The organism is Oenococcus oeni DSM 20252 = AWRIB129 (assembly GCF_000372485.1).
GTDB lineage: Bacteria > Bacillota > Bacilli > Lactobacillales > Lactobacillaceae > Oenococcus > Oenococcus oeni.
In genome coordinates this window covers 79926-97086 of sequence record NZ_AQVA01000007.1, presented here as the reverse complement: position 1 = coordinate 97086, position 17161 = coordinate 79926, and the positions used below count along the sequence as shown (strand labels likewise).

17 protein-coding genes, 1 tRNA gene and 1 pseudogene are annotated in these 17161 nt (G+C 35.5%); 8 read left to right on the top strand and 11 right to left on the bottom strand.

What is annotated here, in order from left to right:
- A partial coding sequence (locus A3G9_RS1000000109925) for a helix-turn-helix domain-containing protein (RefSeq protein ID WP_143444855.1) occupies positions 1-200 on the bottom strand: 200 nt, incomplete at its 3' end.
- Between the two features lie 750 nt (positions 201-950).
- Positions 951-3404, bottom strand: coding sequence for a phosphoketolase family protein (locus A3G9_RS0106075; RefSeq protein ID WP_002817743.1), 2454 nt, complete (start codon positions 3402-3404; stop codon positions 951-953).
- A gap of 158 nt (positions 3405-3562) precedes the next feature.
- Here A3G9_RS0106075 and A3G9_RS0106070 point away from each other — a divergent pair, with 158 nt between their 5' ends.
- The 5 genes from A3G9_RS0106070 (at position 3563) to A3G9_RS0106050 (ending at position 7045) form a co-directional block, all read left to right on the top strand.
- On the top strand, positions 3563-4072 hold the full coding sequence (locus A3G9_RS0106070; protein WP_002817744.1) for an aminoacyl-tRNA deacylase: 510 nt from the start codon (positions 3563-3565) through the stop codon (positions 4070-4072).
- Positions 4073-4116: 44 nt separating this feature from the next.
- Positions 4117-4764, top strand: a complete 648-nt coding sequence (locus A3G9_RS0106065; protein ID WP_002822724.1) for a hypothetical protein — start codon at positions 4117-4119, stop codon at positions 4762-4764.
- Positions 4765-4997: 233 nt separating this feature from the next.
- Positions 4998-6251 (top strand): tyrosine--tRNA ligase, encoded by a 1254-nt coding sequence (gene tyrS, locus A3G9_RS0106060; RefSeq protein ID WP_002821472.1) that lies wholly within the window; start codon positions 4998-5000, stop codon positions 6249-6251.
- Between the two features lie 42 nt (positions 6252-6293).
- Positions 6294-6366: transfer RNA gene (locus tag A3G9_RS0106055), tRNA-Ala, on the top strand.
- Positions 6367-6394: 28 nt separating this feature from the next.
- A complete protein-coding gene (locus tag A3G9_RS0106050) occupies positions 6395-7045 on the top strand; it encodes a DUF1345 domain-containing protein (RefSeq protein WP_002821473.1) in 651 nt (216 codons plus the stop codon).
- Between the two features lie 117 nt (positions 7046-7162).
- On the opposite strand, the pseudogene A3G9_RS01000000109520 reads toward A3G9_RS0106050, so the two are convergent.
- The 6 genes and pseudogenes from A3G9_RS01000000109520 to A3G9_RS1000000109740 all read right to left on the bottom strand — a co-directional run bounded on the left by A3G9_RS01000000109520 (position 7163) and on the right by A3G9_RS1000000109740 (position 12111).
- Positions 7163-8900: pseudogene (locus tag A3G9_RS01000000109520) on the bottom strand (pyruvate oxidase).
- 300 nt (positions 8901-9200) lie between these two features.
- Positions 9201-9419 carry a DUF2188 domain-containing protein gene (locus tag A3G9_RS0106035; RefSeq protein WP_002817749.1) on the bottom strand — a complete coding sequence of 73 codons (219 nt, stop codon included), beginning with the start codon at positions 9417-9419 and terminating at the stop codon, positions 9201-9203.
- A gap of 176 nt (positions 9420-9595) precedes the next feature.
- Entirely contained in the window at positions 9596-10051 is a 456-nt protein-coding gene (locus A3G9_RS0106025; RefSeq protein WP_002821474.1) for a GNAT family N-acetyltransferase, read from the bottom strand.
- An 82-nt stretch (positions 10052-10133) separates the two neighbouring features.
- Positions 10134-10949: an undecaprenyl-diphosphate phosphatase gene (locus A3G9_RS0106020; RefSeq protein ID WP_002821475.1), complete on the bottom strand. Its 816-nt coding sequence runs from the start codon at positions 10947-10949 to the stop codon at positions 10134-10136.
- A gap of 104 nt (positions 10950-11053) precedes the next feature.
- The gene (locus A3G9_RS01000000109515) at positions 11054-11836 is read right to left on the bottom strand and encodes an LCP family protein (RefSeq protein WP_080111455.1); all 783 of its coding nucleotides are present in this window, start codon (positions 11834-11836) and stop codon (positions 11054-11056) included.
- Positions 11806-12111: an LCP family protein gene (locus tag A3G9_RS1000000109740; RefSeq protein ID WP_004164925.1), complete on the bottom strand. Its 306-nt coding sequence runs from the start codon at positions 12109-12111 to the stop codon at positions 11806-11808. The genes A3G9_RS01000000109515 and A3G9_RS1000000109740 overlap by 31 nt, the downstream gene beginning before the upstream one ends.
- Positions 12112-12268: 157 nt before the next feature.
- On the opposite strand from A3G9_RS1000000109740, the gene A3G9_RS0106010 reads away from it, so the two are divergent.
- Positions 12269-13156: a LysR family transcriptional regulator gene (locus A3G9_RS0106010; RefSeq protein WP_002821476.1), complete on the top strand. Its 888-nt coding sequence runs from the start codon at positions 12269-12271 to the stop codon at positions 13154-13156.
- Positions 13157-13219: 63 nt separating this feature from the next.
- On the opposite strand, the gene A3G9_RS0106005 is transcribed toward A3G9_RS0106010, so the two are convergent.
- Together A3G9_RS0106005 and A3G9_RS1000000109910 are read right to left on the bottom strand one after the other, a co-directional pair.
- The gene (locus A3G9_RS0106005; protein WP_002820679.1) at positions 13220-13996 is read right to left on the bottom strand and encodes a YibE/F family protein; all 777 of its coding nucleotides are present in this window, start codon (positions 13994-13996) and stop codon (positions 13220-13222) included.
- Entirely contained in the window at positions 13993-14268 is a 276-nt protein-coding gene (locus A3G9_RS1000000109910; protein ID WP_080034724.1) for a YibE/F family protein, read from the bottom strand. The genes A3G9_RS0106005 and A3G9_RS1000000109910 overlap by 4 nt, the downstream gene beginning before the upstream one ends.
- Positions 14269-14612: 344 nt before the next feature.
- Between A3G9_RS1000000109910 and A3G9_RS0105995 the strand changes: the two genes are divergently transcribed.
- The gene (locus tag A3G9_RS0105995; protein WP_002820682.1) at positions 14613-15383 is read left to right on the top strand and encodes a MerR family transcriptional regulator; all 771 of its coding nucleotides are present in this window, start codon (positions 14613-14615) and stop codon (positions 15381-15383) included.
- A gap of 436 nt (positions 15384-15819) precedes the next feature.
- On the opposite strand, the gene A3G9_RS0105985 is transcribed toward A3G9_RS0105995, so the two are convergent.
- Positions 15820-16629 (bottom strand): alpha/beta fold hydrolase, encoded by an 810-nt coding sequence (locus A3G9_RS0105985; protein ID WP_002821479.1) that lies wholly within the window; start codon positions 16627-16629, stop codon positions 15820-15822.
- A gap of 154 nt (positions 16630-16783) precedes the next feature.
- Between A3G9_RS0105985 and A3G9_RS0105980 the strand changes: the two genes are divergently transcribed.
- Positions 16784-16987 carry a hypothetical protein gene (locus A3G9_RS0105980; RefSeq protein ID WP_002826832.1) on the top strand — a complete coding sequence of 68 codons (204 nt, stop codon included), beginning with the start codon at positions 16784-16786 and terminating at the stop codon, positions 16985-16987.
- Positions 16988-17161: the final 174 nt, after the last annotated feature.

Below are 17161 nucleotides of genomic sequence, written 5' to 3'. Positions count from 1 at the left end.
TTAGTTTTCCGACCACATCGTGATCGCTTGTATTCGGCATCTGTTTGTGCTAATTCAGCCTGATAAGGTTGACATCGAGATAATTCATAAGAAATTGTTGACGGTGATCGGTTCAGCCGAACGCCCATTTGGATATTGGACAGCCCTAGTTCACAAAAAGTTTCGATTTTAATTCGTTCGGAATAGGTTATACTAGACAAAAGATCAGCTCCTAAAAGATGGGTTTGTGGTAAACACCATTTTAAAGGAAGCTGATCTTTTTTGTCCGAACAGCGTTCGGATTAATTTTACAATCTACCTATTAAAGAAAAGATTTTTGTAATTTTAAAAAATGAAGCATATGTTGACGATTTTAAAGAAATAGTAATTTATTACTATTTTTAGGGCCTTTTTCGCGAAAATTAGTACTATCTGACTAGTTTTTTACTTTTTATGAAAATTATAGTAAAATAAAAATGTTAAACGTTAATAAATAATTGTAGTTTTTAAAAAATTGTTATGGATAACTTTGCAATTCTCAAGACAATTCTGCTCATCTTACTAATTTTGTCAGTGCTACTGAATAAGTACTATTATCGCGAACACAAAGAACAATTAATTCGCTACCGAATTTATCTAATTTCAGCTTATGGAATATTGATTTTCCTGATTTGCAACCAAGTGATTATGTTCGATCTATTAAATTCATTAATGTGGGCATTAATAATTATCAGTCTTTATTATCTAAGCTTAAAAGTGTATTTAAAAGAAGATTAAATATCAAAAATAGAGATTTGTTTTCTTAGTAATTAAATCCCCCAGATTAAATTATTTAATGGCTTTTTTGTCTTATCTAAATTCCACAAACCTTGGAACCATTGTTTCAAATGACTTATTTTTTTAAATTTTTGGGCAAAGAAAAACCACGGATTAAAGTCCGTGGTTTTAATTAAGTAATTCAATAAAAGTTATTACTTTAAAGCAGTCCAGTTCCAGTCAGTGAATTCTTCAATATCACGGCCTTCATTACGAGTAACTTCAAAGTGTTTATCAAGAATTTTATTCATGTCATCGATAAAGCTATCGGCTTTTTCACCATCAATAACGCCTTCGTCTTTCAATGCTGAAACGGCATCGATAGCTTGGTGGAAACGATCCAAATGAGAATAAACACGCATATCATATTGGGTAGTAATGTCACCATCTTCACGGTAACCATGAGCATGAAGATTATGATGATTGCGCTCATAGAAGATTGCTTCAATCAAATCTTCAAAGCCATGGAAGCCAAAGACAACCGGCTTACCAGCTGGAAAGAATTTATCAAATTCTTCATCAGATAGTGAACGATCATCGTTTAACGGACCAACCTTCTTCTGCAAACGACCTAATTCAACAACATTGACATAGTGGAACTTTACGTCTGGGAAGCTCTGATTGACCAACCACAAAGCGGCCAAAGTCTCAATCGTTGGTTCAGTACCAGCAGATGCGAAGGTAATATCAACATCCCCATCAGGAGAAGTAGAAGCCCAGTCGACAATACCAAGACCATTGTTAACCAGTTTCTCAGCTTCTTCAGCAGTAAACCACTGTTGACGAGGTTGTTTAGAAGCAACAATATGATTAATCTTTTGACGATCAACCAATGCACGAGAAGCAACGGCTAATAATTCATTACCATCAGCCGGTAAGTACTGACGAATATAATTTTGTTTCTTCTCGGCTAAATTAGTCAACATTCCAGGATCCTGGTGAGTATAACCGTTATGATCTTGTTGGAAGACAGTCGAGGTGGAAATTAAGTTCAATGATTGGTACTTATTACGCCATGGTTCGGCATCGGCTTGGCGAATCCACTTGAAGTATTCATTAATCATTGAATCAACAACGCGCAAGAATGATTCATAAGAAGCAAACATGCCGACACGGCCAGTCAAGGTATAGCCTTCCAGCCATCCCTCAGCTTCATGTTCAGAAAGTTGAGAATCAATAATCCGACCTTCAGGCGCCAACAAAGCATCATTAGGGAATTTAATCTTGCTCATCCACTGACGAGGTGTCTTATCAAAGAGTTTCCAAAGACGGTTAGACATCGTTTCATCAGGTCCAAAGAAACGGAAACGAGTTGGATTTAGTTTAGCAACGCCAGCCAAGAACCCAGACAAGGTAACCATATCCATGTTCATGTTAGCATCCTTCATTTCGGTTCCACGATTCTCAGGAGTAACACCAGTTGAATATTCCTTCCAATCAGGAAGCTTCAAATCAGAATTATCAACACCAGCATTAGCCAGTGGATTTGCAGCCATTCTCTTGCTGCCCTTAGGAGCAATTGCAGAAATCTCGGCTTTCAAAGAACCATCTTCATTAAACAGTTCTTCAGGCTTGTAAGAATTCATCCACTCTTCGAATTGTGGCAATTCTTCCATGTGCTCTGCCGAGAAATTCAATGGAACTTGGTGAGCACGGAAACTATTTTCAATAGGATTACCATCCTCATCAAACTTTGGACCGCCCCAACCCTTTGGCAAACGAGCAATAATAACCGGCCATGCAGGAATTGTGCCATCTTGATATTTGTTGTTTTCGCGAGCATCTTTTTGGATTTGTTTAATATCTTCGATCGCTTGATCAAAAAGCTTTGCAGCCTTCTTGTGATAAGTCATAAAATCATGAATCTCATCATTTTCAAGGAAGCGAGGAGACCAGCCAAGTCCTTCAAAGAACTTGGCAATCTGTTCATCACTCATACGGCTAAAGATTGTTGGGTTGGAAATCTTCCAACCATTCAAATCAAGAATAGGAAGGACAGCACCATCGGTCTTAGGGTTGATAAACTTGATACCGTGCCAAGCTGTCATAGCTGGACCGGTTTCAGCTTCACCATCACCAACCGTAACGAAACCAACTTGGTCAGGATTATCAAGAATAGCTCCGATACCGTGGGAAAGTGAATAGCCTAGTTCGCCACCTTCATGGAGTGATCCAGGAGTTTGAGCGGTAGCGTGAGATCCAATTCCACCAGGAAATGAAAAGCGCTTGAATAACTTGGACATACCCTTAAGATCTTGAGTAATTTCAGGATAATCCTCAGTATAAGAACCATCAAGGTATGAATTAGTAACCATAACTTGGCCACCATGACCAGGTCCTTCGACATAAAAAGCATTCAAACCATACTTATTGATGAGACGGTTTTCATGGGCATAAATGAATGTCTGTCCTGAAATCGTACCCCAGTGTCCAATTGGCTTGAACTTGACGTCTTCCGACTTTAAAGGAGTCTTTGTAATACTAAAGAGCGGATTGTTCTTTAGGAAAATCATTCCGCCTGACAAGTAGTTGGTTGCACGCCACCACTTATCGACGAGTTCTAGATATTCAGTTGAATCATAATCAACTGCAGGTGCATTAGCTGCCATGTATTTAATATCTCCTATAATCTTTTTGTTCTAAAGCACGTGTTTTAGACGCACCCTAACATGATCCATTATACAGCAAAGATTTAGCCGGTTAAGACCGTAAAAACCCTTAGTATAACTGATAACGCTTACATTTAATAAAGAATTAAAATCTAATTATGAGCAAAAGAACAAAGATTAAAAAAACACAAGTTGAACAACTTTTGGATAAAAATAAGATTCCCTACCAATCATTAGAACTTAATGTTTTAAATCAAAGCAGCACAGAAATTAAAAAAAATTTGTCAAAGGCGGGTATCCCCCGAGAGTCTTTGATTTATAAAACGCTGGCCTCAAATGGTGACAAAAGCGGCCCGGTGATTGCCGTTTTACCAGTCACAAAACATTTGGACGAGAAAAAACTGGCAGCTGTTTCCGGAAACAAGCGTACAGAAATGATTCCCTTAAAAGAACTGCAAAAAACGACTGGATACATTCATGGGGCAAACAATCCTGTCGGTATCTGGCATAATCATCATGGTAAGTTTCCAATATATTTCGACAAAACGTCCTTAAGCGATGAATTGATTTATGTTTCTGCCGGAGAACTGAACAGAAGCGATTTAATTAATGCAAAACAGGTTGCCGAACTAATCGGTGCTTCCTTTGCCGATTTGTTAGCCGATTGAATTTGATAAACTTTTTTCAACAAACAATTGAATATTTCCTTATTATGTTGGGAATTGCTATTTTAATTCCAGCTTTTTTCGCTTGGCTGATTTCCTATTTAATTAATCGCGCCGGTTCGGAAATTATCAGTCGCTTTGGCACTGGTTTTTACTTATTTATAAGTTCAATCGGCGTAATCGTTCATGAATTATCTCATTTGCTTTTAGCTTTGTTTTTTGGTCATCATATTGAAAATTTTCATTTATTACAAGTCCCGAAAAATGGTCAGGTTGGTTTTGTCACTCATTCATCAAATCCAAAAAATCTTTGGCAGGCCTTTGGCAACTTATTAATTGGATTTGCACCTATGATCGGGAATTCCCTGGCAATTTATTATTTGACTCTATGGCTGCAACCGGAAATTTTTTCCTTTAGAGTCACATTCAACTGGAGCCTGCTTGTTTGGTTTTTGATTAGTTTTTCTCTGGCCTTGGGAATCGGATTGTCTCACGAAGATTTTCAAAACTCGCTTCAAGGACTGTGGCCTGCTTTATTAATTCTTTTAATCCTTGCTTTTCTGTTCGAGATAATAAATAAGATTTCAATTAATCAACTACTATCCTTCTCTGAAAAAGAAACAACTCTCTTTGGCTTGGCGTTGATAATCGCTCTGATCGAATTAATAATTGCAAAGATTATTAGCGCAATTTGAACTTGTTTGTTATAATTTAAGCAATCTCGGCTGATAGTAGTGGATTGGCGGTCACACAGAAAGTTGGTGGAGCTGAAAACCAACCCAGAAAATTCATGAATTACACAGCAAACTTTGAGATCCGTCTCGATAATTAAGTTGGTGTTTTCCTTGAAAACACAATCCGGGTGGTACCGCGGAGAAATTCGTCCCGATTATATCGAGGCGTTTTTTATTGTTTAGGAGCAAATAATATGGATATTATTGAAGATTTGAAATGGCGTGGCTCGATAAAACAAACGACAGACGAAAGTGGTTTAGCCAACTTATTAAAACATAAAAAAATCAGTTTATACGTTGGCGTCGATCCAACCGCCAAATCAATTCACATAGGAAACTTAATTCCGCTCACAATTTTAAAACGTTTCCAAAATGCTGGTCATCGTCCCGTGATAGTCGTTGGAGGCGGAACCGGAATGATCGGAGATCCCTCAGGAAAAGCATCAGAAAGAAAACTTTTGCCAAAAGATGTTTTTGATGAGAACGTTAGCCGAATTACAAAACAAATGACCCGCCTATTCGGCAAAGATGGCTTCGAAATTGTGAATAATTACGGTTGGCTTTCGAAACTGGATTTAATCAGTTTCTTACGTGACTATGGAAAACTCTTTTCAATTAACGTTATGCTTAAACGCGATGTGGTCGCCTCACGTTTACAGGCAGGCATTAGCTTTACCGAATTTACTTATCAAATTTTACAAGCAATTGATTTTTATACTCTGTTCAAAGAAAAAGCTGTCCAATTGCAGGTTGGCGGAGCCGACCAATACGGAAATATTTCCAGCGGTGTTGAATTAATTCATAAATTAGTTGGTCCGGACACCGAGGCTTTTGGTTTAACAGTTCCGTTGTTGTTGAAATCGGATGGTACAAAATTCGGCAAATCAGCCGGTGGAGCTATTTGGCTTGATCCGGAATTTTTATCGCCATATGAGTTTTATCAATTTTTCTATAATCAGACGGATGCCGATGTGGTTAAATTACTGAAAATTTTCACTTTTCTGAACCGCGAAGAAATTGAAGAATTGGCCGATAAAGTTAAAAACGAGCCGGAGAAACGAGAAGCCCAGAGACGTTTAGCCGAGGAAGTAACAAAATTTGTTCATGGCCAAACAGCCGTCGAAGAAGCAGAAAAGATTTCTAGAATTCTATTTAATGGAGACGTTGAAAACTTGACAGCTTCACAGGTTGCCGTTGCATTTTCAGGAGTTCCAACAATCGAAGTCGCAGATCAAAAAACAGATGTAGTTGAATTATTAGTGAAGGACAAAGTAATCGAGAAATCTCGCCGCCAAGCCCGTGAGGATTTAAAGAACGGTGCAATCACAATTAATGGCGAGAAAATTTCCAATGTTAATGGGGTAATCGATCCAACAGAAAAATTCGACGGTAGATTCATCATCATTCGTCGTGGCAAGAAAAAATACTTTTTGGCTAAAGTGCAATAAAATAAAGTTATTAGTAATGACAAGATTTATTTCTTGTCTTTCGGGCGTTTAGCTCAGTTGGGAGAGCGCTGCCTTCGCATGGCAGAGGTCACGGGTTCGAATCCCGTAATGTCCAGAATGGTATAAAGGAAGAATCCAAATTTATGGATCATAAAAGCCAGAAAAAAGTTATTCAAAGAAAAAGAAGTCGTTTCATACTCTCATTTGTCCTGGGATTATTTATCTGTATTTTTGCAAAATTTTGGTTCAATTGGGAAATATCTTTATTGATTGCTTGGGACAGTGGAGCTTTAATTTTAATTGCTTTAATTTATTTAGCATTTCAGCCGGATGATGGTCAACATACTAAACAAATCACTTTAAAAGAAGGAGTTCGTTACCCAATTTTAGATATCTTGATTATCGTCGCCTGCTTGGCCAGTTTAGTTATCGGGATTATTATTTTTACCTATAGTAAAGGAAATCCCATTGAAATTATTTTTTGTATTGTCAGCATTTTCTGTTCTTGGAATTTGATACATATTCTATATGCAGTCCATTATTCAGAAATGTATTACAAGAAAAATATCGGTAAAAAAGAGGGCGGAGTCGATTTTAATAACAAGGAGCTGCCTAATTTTTGGGATTTTATTTACCTGTCTTATACCATTGGCATGACTTATCAGGTCTCAGACACTAACTTTTCAACAACCGAATTTCGAAAGGTAGCATTGGGCCAAGCTTTAATTTCCTTTTTGTTTAGTACGGTCCTTATTTCCACAATGGTTAATTCCCTAGCCAGCATAATGCGATAACACATTTTAAAATTAATTAGCCATGATATAAAATCATCAATTAAAGTAGAAAATCATAATTCTGAATATATAAAAAACGAGTTCCCGAAGAACCCGTTTTGTAGTCGAAAATTATTTTCAGAAAAACTGTCTCAGAATATCTTTGAATGGCGGCAATTCTGGAATCTTCCAATAATTTTCTAAGTATTCCTGACCAAATTTAGCAAAACCTTTTGCCTCGTCAAGTACGATTTTCCCAGGTAATGGTGCGTTATCTTCTACATACGCATTAATCAAGACCGGTTTGTCCTTGGTTTGGTAAGCCTGATCAAGGGCTTCCTTAAATTTATCATTGCTTTTTACTGTAATACCAATTCCGCCGGCTGCCTGAGCGAATTTTCCGAAATCAATATCTGCGAGATTTATTTCGTAATTGAGTTGTCCAGCAGATTGCTGTTCATATTCTATAAATGCCAATTTTTGGTTATTAATAATTACAAAAATAATTGGAAGTTTGTACTTAACAGCTGTGACAAAGTCCTGCATGACCATTGAAAATGCACCATCGCCAATTAGCGACAAAACTCTTCTTTTCGGAAATACTATCTGACCAGCTATCGCTCCTGGAAGACCACATCCCATCGTTCCCAACCAAGCCGAGATAGCGAACTTTTGGTTCCTTTTCACATGCAAAAATCGTGCAGCCCAAGAAGTCGAAGTGCCAACATCTATTGAATAAACTAAGTCATCAGGAGCAGTTTGATCGATATAGGCTACCATACTTTCTGGAGAAATCGGAGTAGTATCAAGTTCTCTCTTTTCTTGCATCCATTTGTTCCAGTTATCCATATTCTTTTGGCAGGCTTGCAAAAAGCTTTTATTATCACGCAAAACTCCTTTTTTATTGAGAGCGTGAACCACATCGTAAACATCGGCTTGGATTGCCGTCGTAACGCTATATCTCTTACCAAGATTTTCAGCTTTTAAATCTACTTGGATACATTTTGCCTGGCCCTTATTTGGCAAGTATGGTAGATAAGGATAATTGCTTCCTAACAAAATCAATAAGTCGGCGTTTTTCATCGCTTCATAGGCCGGTTTCGTTCCTAGCTTACCGACGTTGCCCAAGGAATTTGGATGATCATCGGAAATTGTGCCCTTAGCCGGAAGAGTTTGCACAAATGGAATATTATTTTTTTCTAGAAAGGAAGTAACTTCTTCTCCGGATTCTTTAGCCCCCCAACCCAATTAAGGCAATTGGCTTCTGAGAATTTTTTATTAGTTCCGAAGCCTTGTTAATCTGCTCCTCGTTTATTGATGGCTTAGCTAAAGAGAAAGCTTTAGCAGAGGAATGATAAATTGTTTTTAACTCTTGATCAGGTATATCATCAGGGATAGTTAGAACCGCAACTCCTTTGTTTTCGTAAGCACTCCGAATAGCTTGATCCACAATCTCAGCTAGGTTATCTACTGATGAAATCGTGCGGTTAAAGACAGCAACATCATCAAACAATTTAGGAGTATTAACCTCTTGGAAATATCCTTCATTTAACGACTGAGAAGTTACTTGACCGAGCAAAGCCAAGACAGGAACATGATCCATTTTGGCATCGTACAGACCATTTAGCAGATGAATAGCACCAGGCCCACCGATTGATAAGCAAACACCTATCTTTCCAGTATACTTTGCGCTGGCAGAAGCAGCTAATGATGCCACTTCTTCGTGCCTAACTTGAATAAACTTAATTTTATCTTTTTGTCTTCTTAAAGCATCGACGGTTGTATCTACGGAATCTCCAGGAAGACCGTAGACTTCTTTGATCCCCCAATCAGTTAATACGCTAACCAACAGATCCGAACCTTTTTTACTAGTCATATAAATTCCCCCTTCGAAATGATTAGAATTAAGAAATCTTTAAGACTATTCTAAGTCAGAAAAAATTTTTAAAGTTATAAACTGAACTATTGAACTTTAACTGCTTCTGTATCAGGTATATTTTTATAAAATGGAAGTACACTATTAAAAATGACAATTTAGAATTTTAAAAGTGAATAAAATTCAACAACAAAAAAGCGAAAACATTTCTTTCAACTATTTTTCACTGTTATCGCTAATGTTTGTTAAAAAATATAATATCCAAATAAATCAAAAAAACGAAAAAAATATTTTATCTTTTTACTCTTGATCCCGTTTGCTTTTTAAAAACGGGTTCTCTTCTTTGCCTTTATGGTGGTCACGATACCATTTTTCCGCTTGTTCGGTGGCAATCGAAATGGCTCTTTGATCACTATATTTTTCTTCCTTTAAAGCATTGGCTATCTCGATAGCCTTATCGCGAACAACTTTCTTCATATTTTTCATTGAAACCGGGTAATCTTTTTCATTCCAAGGCATGATATTATTCCCTTTCGTTTAGAAAATCAGAAAATTATTAAATTAGGTTCTCTATATATTATGAATCATTTTGAAAATCTTTTCATAAGGTCTGAAAAAATTACCCGTTAAAAAATATAAAAAAACGATTTCCAATAAATCTCCTCATCATCTTAAATGTTAAATTTTTGACCAGTTTATTTTTTTGTTTCGCAAACCAGTGACAACGAGTGAAGGTTGGTTACCGATGTAAAACCGTTTTTAAAATAGAAATGCTCGGCCGGCGTGTCTTTATTTGTTTCCAAAATTATATTTTCAACTCCGATTTTATGCATCGCACGTTTAATTTCTTTTAAAAAGTCGGAACCAAAACCTTGATGTTGATGATCCGAGGATATGAAAAAATTATCCAGTTGATACTCAACTCCTTTATACCAAGGTTTAACGAATCCCAAAGCAACGCCCACCAGCTCATTATCGTCTTTATATAAATAACAACGATTGGTATTCATTTGGAGCAAATGAATAATGTAATTGCTGATATCGTCATATTTATTATCTTCATGCCAGGGATATTGAGAAAATACCTTAATATATAATTTCGTGACCACATCGACATCATTAACACTTAATTGGCAAAATTTTGAAACCATTTTTTATTCCTTTGTTGATTGCAATGTAATTATAATTTACACCAACATCGGCAAACTGAAAATCAGTAATTAATTAAGCGAATTAAATTGCCTTGGAGGCGAGAACTCCAATACCGATAACAATACAGTAAATCGCAAAAGGAAGCATCGTATTATTTTTCTTATGATTAAACCAATGCATTAATATATATATACTCAGAAAAGCTGCTAATCCAGCAACAATTCCCCCAATTAAAGACAAACTCAAAAGTCCGGGAACATGATTTTTGATCAGTTTTGGAATTTCCAAAGTGGCTGCACCAGCAACCATTGGTGTGGACAATAACATAGAAAATCTGGCAGATTCCTCATTTGAAAGTCCCATCCAAAAACCAGCGGTTATACTTGATCCGGAACGAGAAAATCCCGGAATCAATGCTAGAGACTGAAAACATCCGATGACAAGTGCCTGCCAACCCTTTAAATCTTCGATACTTTTATTCCCTCTTTTTTTAGTTTGTTCTCCAAAGAAAAGTAGCAAACCATTAAATATCAAAAAAATCGAGGCAACGATGACATCACTGAAAGCATTAGTAATTGTTTGTTCAAAAATTGCCCCTAAAATAATTGCCGGGATCGTTCCGATAACAATTAAAGCAAGATTCCTTTTCGAAGTTTTTTTATTGAATAACGACTTAAGCATCTTTTTCCAATCTTTGCGAAAATAAACAATTAAGGATATTGTTGTTCCAATATGCATCATCACCACAAATTCCAGAAAATTTGTTTTCAAAAAAAATGGACTAAGTTTCCAGCCGAATAGATAGGGTATGATCACCGAATGGGCCACACTACTAATCGGAAATAGTTCGGATACGCCCTGTGCGATTGCTAAAATTATTGCTTGAAAAAAATTCATAATTAAATTAAATCCTTAAAAAAATAATTAAAAACAGGAAACAGCCTGCCAAAACAATTGCTTATCTTTCTTAAAATAGCCGTATAAAAGAAAGAACTAAAAAATCATTGTCCCAAAATATCGGTGACATCCTCCGGAACATTTATTTCCTGAGTTTTTCCCATTAGAGACGAACCAGTAGTTGCCTTGGACAGACCCAGACTTCTTCTGATGATATTAGTGCCTCGCTGTTGATTTGTTTTGGAAACAACCTGGAATGATACCCCGTCTTCCCAATCGGATGTTCCATAGATTGAATAAGACTTTATATGCTCTTTTGCTTTTTTGTAATTTTTGGCTATTAGCAAAAGGTCGTTAAGCGTTAAATTAGTCTTGACATTCTTGGAAAGCGATTCAAAAAATGAGTTACTGAGAAAAATAGTTGGATTTTTAGCTTTATTCAACAAAGCCTGCATTACCAACCTTTGCCTCAACATTCTACCATAATCTCCCAAAGGGTCATCATAACGCATACGGGCAAAAGCTAGGGCCGCATTGCCAAACATCGTCTTATGTTTCGTCCAATCAACACCATTAGTCGTGTGATAATAACTCGTCGAATCCTTAATAAATTTATAAAGATCGTTTCCGGTATCATGTGCTGTATAGGGATTATAGGCAAATGATAAAGGAGATTTGACTTTTACTCCGCCAACTTTGTCAACCATTTTAATCAGGCCACCCATATTAACCAAGGCAACAAAATTAATCGGCACATTTAAATATTTAGAGATGTCGTTAACCGTTTGGTTCAAGTCTGTAAAAGTATAGACAGCATTGATTTTTTGAGGGAAAGTATCTTCCAGACCGGGGATGGCTACCATTGTGTCTCTTGGAATCGATACCATCGTAGTAGTCTTTTTTTTGGATTTACCGTTACAATCATAAGTGTATCGGTTCGTCCCTTATCTGTGCGTCCTAAATCGCCCGTATCCGTCCCCAGTAACAGAACAGAAAAAGGTTTCTTGGAACTCAAAGTACTGTTGTTTTTGACTGATTTGCTTTTATCGCCGATACTTATGTTTGTTTTTTTTAATAGACCGGAAAGGCTTAAATATTTGTAGCCAACAAAAATCAGTAAGATAAAGATAACAAACAATGAAATTTTTCTTATTTTATGCATTTTGTTCCCCCTTTTTTTAATTTAAAAATCAATGAAATATCAAACAGTACATTCATTAGAGCTTTTGTTTAAAAAAATAATTGACAGATATATAATGCGTTTAAATATTTTTTCTAAATCGATCAATCATCAACATGAAAGATTAAGGTGCATTCCTATGAATTTAAAACAATTAAGATACTTCGTTACAATTTGTGAAGAAGGGCAAATTACTGCTGCTGCCAAACGTCTCCACATTAAACAACCACTATTGAGTTATGAGATAAAACAATTAGAACTGGAATTAGAAACAAGTTTGTTTATAAGAGGCCCTCGAGGAATTTCTCTGACGGATGCTGGTAAAGTACTAAAACCTTACGCCGAACAAATAACAGAACTGTCGGATGTCGCCAAAACGAAAGTTAAGTATCTCGATAAAGGAATTTCTGGTTCGCTCTCAATTGGCAGTATTTCTTCTTCAATAAACAAACTACCGAATCAAAGATTATTAAAACTTAAAAAATATTATCCTAATATCGCTATCAATGTCATCGAAGGGAATACCTACAAACTTTTAGGCTACTTGGAAAAGGGCCTGATCGATTTGGCGATCCTGAGAACGCCTTTTTCCAGTAAGGGAGTAATCGGATATTATTTCGACAAGGAACCGATGGTTGCAGTTTCCGCAAAGAACAATCAAAAAGATACTGTCGGCTTACCGGATAAATATTTAAAAATTGACGATTTATCGAATAAACCACTGATAATCTATCGCAGATTTAAAGAATTAATTGAAAATACTTTCAGAAATCTTGGTTTTAATCCTTTGATAGTGGTTCGTTGCGATGATGCAAGAACTGCCCTCGATGGGGCAAAAGTTGGTTTCGGTACTGCAATTGTTCCAAAATCGGCCATTCTCCAAGTCGAAAACGAAGGAGAAAAGGACATCGAATTCAGAGAAATTAAAGAGAAAGCTCTGGAAACCCAATTAGCGATTATGTGGAGAAGAGATGACTCCTTCAATCCATTAACGGAAAATTTTTTAAAAATGTTCATAGGAAAGTAATTTTATAAACAGTTCGTTCTATTTTTTTACATAATGATCCAAAAAACAGCTTAATAAAATTGTCTAAGAACTGTCGAAGCCTTCGCCCTTAAGGTTTTTAATATAAATTTTCTCGAAGATTTTTTTCGATATAGATATAAACGCGATTGAAGAAATTAAGCTGAAAGTTATCTGCGTAATTTCAAAACAAATAATTTTGGAATTAAGAATGCTCGAAATATTATATTTGAAATCGTTTAAAAAAATTAAATAAGAAATATTCCCTGCCACAAAAGAGAAGATCAGTGTATTAATATTGATACCAAGAATTTTTTCAGAAATATTTTTTTCCAGTTGCTTTAACAAAGAAAGCTTGTTTGTCTGAAGATCTCTATCGACCTCTTCTAATGACACTATGTAACTAATGCCGATATCAAGAGATATGCAAACGGAAAGAAACATAATAATAATCGTGGTGAGCTTGTAATAGTTAAGGTCAAACTTAAAAGAATATCCGTCTAAATATTGGAGCATCAAGGGATCGAAACCTTGAACCTGGAATATATGTTCGTTGATCTTTAAAATTAAAAAACAAATTGGATAAACAACCAAAGAAGAATACAAAATAGTTTTCGAAGCAATTTTATCCAGTTTATTGACAAAAATGAGTGAAAAAACTAGAAATAAAATACCAATAATTCCAAAAAAATAGATGCCATTCTTATAAGCCATCAAGACGATTAAAAAAATTGTGATGGCAATAACCGAAAAAGCATAAAGCAGAAAAGCAAATGCTCTTTTTCGAAAAACAAAAAGAGATGCTAGAATTACGAAAATAAATAAAACCAAGTCGGTACTCATAACTTTGGCCTACTGCTTTCTTTATTTAAACCAAATTTTGCATGAAAATAAATTGTGATTGGTACCGTTAAAAGCATTGCCAATATGGAGCTGATAGTCTCTGTAATCGCCATACTGAGGTTAACCGAGACAGAATAATTTACACTATTGTTGTTTTCCAGATATAGAACCAGCGACGGTACGCTCATTACCGCATATGAAATAAATAACGTAACTGACATTGTTGATATTGTTTTATAGGCAACATTGGTTACGTCTTCTTGTCTAAACAAATGTTCCTTGGAGAACTCTTTTTAACTAAAAATATATGTTGAAATAGTGGTTGATGTTTCTATCACACCAGCTGATACACCCAACAAAATTTGCGAATAAAGAATTTCGGAAACCGGCCGGGACAAAAAAAGAAATCGATTGTAAAAACAAGCCTTTTTCGTTAGTCGATATAATAGTGAAAAAAATCAAGGATAAACTAATAAGGATCGTCACAATCGATACAGAGAAATCCGAAATAAATTTTTGATTAATTCCATCAATGAAAAATAACGATACAAAAATGAAAAACAATGTCATAATCGACGACGCAAAACTCAAACTCAAACTTGGATAAGCCGAACAAATGACGACCATTAATACAAGAAGCGATCCATTGACGAAGAAAGGCAAAATCGATTTAATAGAGCTGGCATATGATAAAAAAGGTCTGTTAAGAGCTCGACGAGATTCAGACAACAATTATCGTTACTACGATGAAACTGAAGTCGATCAATTACAGAGGATTATGTTTCTAAGATTATTCGATTTGCCGTTAGACCAAATTAAGAAAATCTTGGATAAATCTGAAGCGGAACAATATCAAGCCTTAAGTAATCAGCGCCAACATATCATTGTCGAACGAGACCGTTTATCATCTTTACTTGTTAATTTAGATAAAACACTTGCAACTATGAAAGGAGCATCAAAAATGAAAGATACGGAAAAATTTGCAGCCTTTAAGACAAAAACAATTAATGATAATGAAACACAATACGGTAAAGAAATTCGTAAAAAATATAGTAATTCAACAATTGATAATTCCAATCAAAAATTTAATTCCTTATCAGAAATCGACATGACACACTTACAAGAACTGAAAAATCAGATTTTAGCAGCACTTAAATCATTAGTAGGAACGCAGAATTTAGATCAGCCAGCCGCAAAGCAACTTTTTGAACTGCACAAAGAATTTTTGCTTATGACTTGGCCAAAGGAACAGTATTCACCCGAGGCCCATAAGGGCTTGGCTGCCATGTATGTTTCTGATCCTCGTTTTACGAAATATTATGAAGAAGGCACCGGAGAAAAAGATGCGGCCGAAACGTTAAAAGCCATAATTGATTATTATGCTTAATTGGCTTTAAAAAAATAGATAATTCCATTTTATTGGAACTGATGGCATAGAAAACAGAACTTTAATGCAATCCTTTAAACCCTGCAAAAAAAATTACCGTTATGATCCTCGTCTTATTACTGATAAAACAAGCTTTAAAAACAGCATTGAACAAAGGACTCTAACAGTCGGAAACTATACAATCCTTAAGTTGGCGCGTAGCCGAAAAGGCAATCAAGCAATTCTATACGAATATAACGAAAACTATTGGTTGACAACGAATATTGTGAAATGTTAATTCTAATTGAATAAAGAAATAAAGACCACTTAGGAATATCTAAGTGGCCTTTTCATTAATTACCACAGTCAAAAAAACTTTCAAGTCGTGTCGTGCTCATAAATTATTTATTTCTCTCGACGATTTCCAACACCGGATTTTGAGACTCCAAATTAAAAGCTAATTGTTTGAGTTCAGCTCATCGAGAAATAAATCAAAATGAAAACCAACTGCTTCGCGTTGATCAATCATTAAATTATGACCAGTTCTGTTTAGGAGGACGATTTCACCATTCTCGTTATGATTAATTAATTTCAATTGTTCCTGGTAACCGACTACTTGATCGTTTCTACCGACCATAATTTTAAATGGAAACTGGTAGTTAATATTTTTAAGCTTTTCTTCAAAAGTAAAGGAATAATTATTTTGAAGTTGGTCTATAAAAGTCTTATCTTCTTTTTGAAGTCCTGGAATGATTAAATTTTGATAGTCATGCCAGGCTTGGTTATTAATAATCACGTTCATACTCAAGAAATCAGCAAAATATTCCTTATTTTCTACAGGATTAATATCCTCCTCTAAAATATTAATGTGTTTCCCGGTTAGTCTTTTAGAATGATCGGCTGTAATTACAGGACAGGTCAGAAACACTCCCAATGTTTGATCCTTCAAATGAAAAGCAATCGCTTGAGCCAAGTATCCGCCATATGAATGCCCATACAAAATAAACCTTCTGGCTCCAATAATTTCTTCAATTGCTTCAATGAGAGTTTCTAAAACATTATCGCTAGTGCTTGGAGAAATCGGATCACTGTTTCCCATCCCCGGCAAATCCAAATAAATTCTCTGATACTGACCAACATTTGATAATGGTTCAAAAAACAGACAGGTAGATTGTTTGTCCAATGATAGACCATGTAAAAAGATAATCGGCGTTCCACTTCCAATCGAAAAATAGCTTATATTCGACCTTGTAAGATACTCTTTCATTAAGAAGAACTCCTTTTTTTCTTTTGTTTGCAAAGGCTAGTTATCTCTAAAGCAGGTATTTTTGGCAAGATTGGATAATCAATCCGGATGATATTTATAGTTGGATCGTTTTTTTGAATTAAACAGATTAGACATAAAAATATATAATACAAACATGAAAAAAACGAATAAAAAAGAACTTCTGAAAAGTTTTGCCTACAGCCTATTCGGATTAATATTAACACCTTTAATTGCTTCTTTTTGTATTGAAAAACTTAAGCTCAGTTTACCGCTTTCGATTATTGTGGCCCTATTAATCGTCTTTTTAATTGCTCTTTTAGTCCCCAGACAGTCCAATCGTGACAACAAGAACAGATAAAACCGTAAAAAACTTCAATCAAAAAAATAATTCAAAGCAATAAAAAATGTCAAAGATCCACAAGTTGCTCCTCATTAAGTCATAAAATTGATTTATACCAACTCTTATTTATTTGAAGCTGGTCTTAAAGAGAAGTTAAAAGATTACATAATTTTTTACTTCAGGCCTTATATT

Bases quoted from the DNA above. Each gene is read 5' to 3' on its own strand.
- A3G9_RS0106075 (WP_002817743.1), bottom strand. From the start codon at position 3,404: ATGGCAGCTAATGCACCTGCAGTTGATTATGATTCAACTGAATATCTA.
- A3G9_RS0106070 (WP_002817744.1), top strand. From the start codon at position 3,563: ATGAGCAAAAGAACAAAGATTAAAAAAACACAAGTTGAACAACTTTTG.
- A3G9_RS0106065 (WP_002822724.1), top strand. From the start codon at position 4,117: ATGTTGGGAATTGCTATTTTAATTCCAGCTTTTTTCGCTTGGCTGATT.
- tyrS (WP_002821472.1), top strand. From the start codon at position 4,998: ATGGATATTATTGAAGATTTGAAATGGCGTGGCTCGATAAAACAAACG.
- A3G9_RS0106050 (WP_002821473.1), top strand. From the start codon at position 6,395: ATGGATCATAAAAGCCAGAAAAAAGTTATTCAAAGAAAAAGAAGTCGT.
- A3G9_RS0106035 (WP_002817749.1), bottom strand. From the start codon at position 9,419: ATGCCTTGGAATGAAAAAGATTACCCGGTTTCAATGAAAAATATGAAG.
- A3G9_RS0106025 (WP_002821474.1), bottom strand. From the start codon at position 10,051: ATGGTTTCAAAATTTTGCCAATTAAGTGTTAATGATGTCGATGTGGTC.
- A3G9_RS0106020 (WP_002821475.1), bottom strand. From the start codon at position 10,949: ATGAATTTTTTTCAAGCAATAATTTTAGCAATCGCACAGGGCGTATCC.
- A3G9_RS01000000109515 (WP_080111455.1), bottom strand. From the start codon at position 11,836: ATGGTATCGATTCCAAGAGACACAATGGTAGCCATCCCCGGTCTGGAA.
- A3G9_RS1000000109740 (WP_004164925.1), bottom strand. From the start codon at position 12,111: ATGCATAAAATAAGAAAAATTTCATTGTTTGTTATCTTTATCTTACTG.
- A3G9_RS0106010 (WP_002821476.1), top strand. From the start codon at position 12,269: ATGAATTTAAAACAATTAAGATACTTCGTTACAATTTGTGAAGAAGGG.
- A3G9_RS0106005 (WP_002820679.1), bottom strand. From the start codon at position 13,996: ATGAGTACCGACTTGGTTTTATTTATTTTCGTAATTCTAGCATCTCTT.
- A3G9_RS0105995 (WP_002820682.1), top strand. From the start codon at position 14,613: ATGACGACCATTAATACAAGAAGCGATCCATTGACGAAGAAAGGCAAA.
- A3G9_RS0105985 (WP_002821479.1), bottom strand. From the start codon at position 16,629: ATGAAAGAGTATCTTACAAGGTCGAATATAAGCTATTTTTCGATTGGA.
- A3G9_RS0105980 (WP_002826832.1), top strand. From the start codon at position 16,784: ATGAAAAAAACGAATAAAAAAGAACTTCTGAAAAGTTTTGCCTACAGC.